Genomic DNA, 2,884 nt, shown 5'->3' with positions numbered 1-2,884 from the left:
CGATTCTAATCTTCCCTCACTATTACAGTTTTTGTTCATTTTGCCAATATTTTGGAATAGAATCCAATAAAATGGCAATTTTTTTGGAATTGAATCCAAATTTTACTCCATAATTTAAATAAGCATATAATAATTTAAAATAAATAGTCATATATAGTTTATTTATTAGTAATCTATTTTAAAAATATCATGTATTTTGTAAGTATTATTTACAAAATACATGATATTTGTAAGTAAAACAGATGCTATGTTTCACCGTAAACAGCAATTTATTAATGCGGGCGAAGAGAGTTTATTTCTTTGGGGGGCCAGACAGACTGGGAAAAGTACCCTATTAAAGGAGCTTTATCCGGATGCACTGTGGTTTGATTTATTGAAATCTGATGTGTTTCGTAGATATATTAGTGAGCCGGAACAATTTAGGGAGGTGGTTTTAGCAGATACTTCTAATCGACTTGTGGTAGTGGATGAAATACAAAAAATTCCGGCACTATTAGATGAAATTCATTGGCTAATGGTTAATCAGGGAAGAAGATGTATACTTAGTGGCTCTAGTGCAAGAAAGATTATTCGTTCTGGAGCCAATCTTCTGGGTGGACGGGCTTTGCGGTATGAATTATTACCCTTAAGCTATTCCGAAATACCCGAATTTGATTTATTAAAAGCACTAAATAGTGGTTTGCTTCCCCGACATTATGCTTCTCAAAATCCAAAACCACTCCTGGATGCATATGTTGGTAGTTATTTGCAGGAAGAAATTTCAGCTGAAGCCAAAATTAGAAATATGCAATCATTCACCCAATTTTTGCGGGCTGCTGCTTTCTCTAATGGAGAAATGGTTAACTTTTCTAATATCGCCTCCGATTGTGGTGTTAGTCATAATACAGTAAGGGAATATTTTCAAATAATACAGGATACACTAATCGGCAGGTTTATACCTTCCTTTCAAAAAAAACCCAAGCGACGAGTCATTCTATCACCCAAGTTTTTCTATTTTGATCTGGGAATTGCCGGCCACCTGTTAAAGAGGGGAGAGGTTGAACCGGGCAGCGAAGTATTTGGTAATGCATTTGAACATTTTATTTATCAAGAATTATACGCCCATACCCAATATTCAGGAAAACAGTATCCGATTGCTTATTGGAGAACTACCTCTCAAATGGAAGTTGATTTTATTCTGGGAGACCATGAAGTAGCCATTGAAGTTAAAAGCACATCCAATGTACAATCCCATCATCTGAAGGGGTTAAAAGGCTTTTCGGAGGAGTATTCAGTCAAAAAATTAATAGTAGTTAGCTGCGACCCCACTGAAAGAAAAATCGGTGATATTACTGTAATGCCCTGGAAGATATTTTTAGATAGGCTATGGGCAGGAGAAATATTGTAGTTCATTCTTTTCCATATTCATTACCGTTTTGAATTAGTTAAGCTGTAATAATCAATAGGTTGGTTGTTTACTTTTCTTCGAGTACTTTCAGTTTTTGTAAAATAATATTCCAATAGGCAACTTGCATTCTTTCGCTTAAAAAGGATGCATCAATCAAGCTTTTTGCTTTTAATTTATTTTTTAAAAATCTGTCAAAAGCCTTTACAATTTGTTTGTTGTTCAAACCCAGCCCCAATCCAAATCTTTCAAAATGTTGCCGGGTAAATTTTCTTTTCTTGCCCTCCATTAGTAGCGCCAATTCTTCATGGTCTGATGGGTTAGCTAAACTTACATTCAGCAAATCATACGCAGGAGATAGTGACCATTTTCCTTCTTTATTTATCATAGAAAAGTTTTTTAAATGCATATCATTGTTTCCGGTTACAAAGCAAAAAAGCATTAACTCGAAAAATTTTAATTGATCGAGCAGCGTGTCGGTTGAATACATGCGAAGCGCCTTTCCCACCCGTTCCATAGTACTCTTATACTTATCTACTGCTTCAGTAATTTGAAACATATCAAGCATATGAATTTTTTCACCATCCGCAGTTCTGTCAATTCTTTTGGTGATATACGCTAATTCACCAGAATGAAGCCGAATCAAACTTGCAGGAACCGTTTGAATGCCAAATGCCTCCGCAATCTTCATCGTTAGGTGTTCATTTTCCGGCATTTCAGGATAAATGTTAGACGGTGGTTTGAGTATATAATTACCACCTAAAGCTCCTACAACTGTTAGTCTGGAATGAACAGATTTATTCAATGTATCATTTATCTGTGAAAGAGAAAGTTTGGGTTGAACTCCGGGAATTACAATTCGATTGCTAACAACTTCTTTAGCCAACTCATTCATTTCACTTAATGAGTAATTGAGTGATGGGGGTTGTTTGGTTCCAAAAAAGGCCAGACTACATTTTGGATGGAAATCAAGCTGTTCTAATTCGGCCAATTCATTATAGCAGTATAAACATTTTTTACTCATTTGAAATACTTAAAGGTTTTACACTCACAGCACCAATACAGTTTTGGCAACAGGCAAGCAATAAGCCCATACGATCATTTGAGTTGATTTTGTAATGAGTTTTTGCAACATCTAAAAGCCAACCTTCCGGAATAAGTCCTTCAAAAAATGGGAATAGGTGCTTATCGTGATAGGGATATTTAGAAACCGGCATGGTGAACGTTACAAACTGATTAGGATAATCTTTTACATAGAGTTCGTCATATTGAAAAATAAAATGACCTTCATCTGTTTCTGTAAGTAAACCAGCTAGGTTGTTATGGTAAAATACTTCAGCGGCTCTCATCTTCGGGTGTTTGCATTAGCATATCTTTTATAGCAACGGGTGCCAGGGTATGTCCAAACATAGAAAGCACATGGTTCACCTTTTCCAAATTCAAATTTCCCTTGCCCTGCTCGATTTTTCGGATTACCGTAAGGGCAACACCCGCTCTATC

3 protein-coding genes are annotated in these 2,884 nt (G+C 35.9%); 1 reads left to right on the top strand and 2 read right to left on the bottom strand.

Annotated features, from left to right (window positions below):
• Positions 1-247 precede the first annotated feature (247 nt).
• The gene (locus ACOYLT_RS11290; RefSeq protein WP_422853944.1) at positions 248-1,387 is read left to right on the top strand and encodes an ATP-binding protein; all 1,140 of its coding nucleotides are present in this window, start codon (positions 248-250) and stop codon (positions 1,385-1,387) included.
• 67 nt (positions 1,388-1,454) lie between these two features.
• On the opposite strand, the gene ACOYLT_RS11285 is transcribed toward ACOYLT_RS11290, so the two are convergent.
• Together ACOYLT_RS11285 and ACOYLT_RS11280 are read right to left on the bottom strand one after the other, a co-directional pair.
• Positions 1,455-2,408 carry a HipA domain-containing protein gene (locus ACOYLT_RS11285; protein WP_422853943.1) on the bottom strand — a complete coding sequence of 318 codons (954 nt, stop codon included), beginning with the start codon at positions 2,406-2,408 and terminating at the stop codon, positions 1,455-1,457.
• Complete coding sequence (locus ACOYLT_RS11280; RefSeq protein WP_422853942.1) at positions 2,401-2,733, bottom strand: HipA N-terminal domain-containing protein; 333 nt, start codon at positions 2,731-2,733, stop codon at positions 2,401-2,403. Before ACOYLT_RS11280 ends, ACOYLT_RS11285 begins: the two co-directional genes overlap by 8 nt.
• Positions 2,734-2,884 lie beyond the last annotated feature (151 nt).

The sequence above is a fragment of the Flavobacterium sp. genome (assembly GCF_049318185.1).
In the GTDB taxonomy this organism is placed as follows: Bacteria; Bacteroidota; Bacteroidia; order Flavobacteriales; family Flavobacteriaceae; genus Flavobacterium.
This window is presented reverse-complemented; position numbering and strand designations above follow the sequence as displayed.

Bases quoted from the DNA above. Each gene is read 5' to 3' on its own strand.
- ACOYLT_RS11290 (WP_422853944.1), top strand. From the start codon at position 248: ATGTTTCACCGTAAACAGCAATTTATTAATGCGGGCGAAGAGAGTTTA.
- ACOYLT_RS11285 (WP_422853943.1), bottom strand. From the start codon at position 2,408: ATGAGTAAAAAATGTTTATACTGCTATAATGAATTGGCCGAATTAGAA.
- ACOYLT_RS11280 (WP_422853942.1), bottom strand. From the start codon at position 2,733: ATGAGAGCCGCTGAAGTATTTTACCATAACAACCTAGCTGGTTTACTT.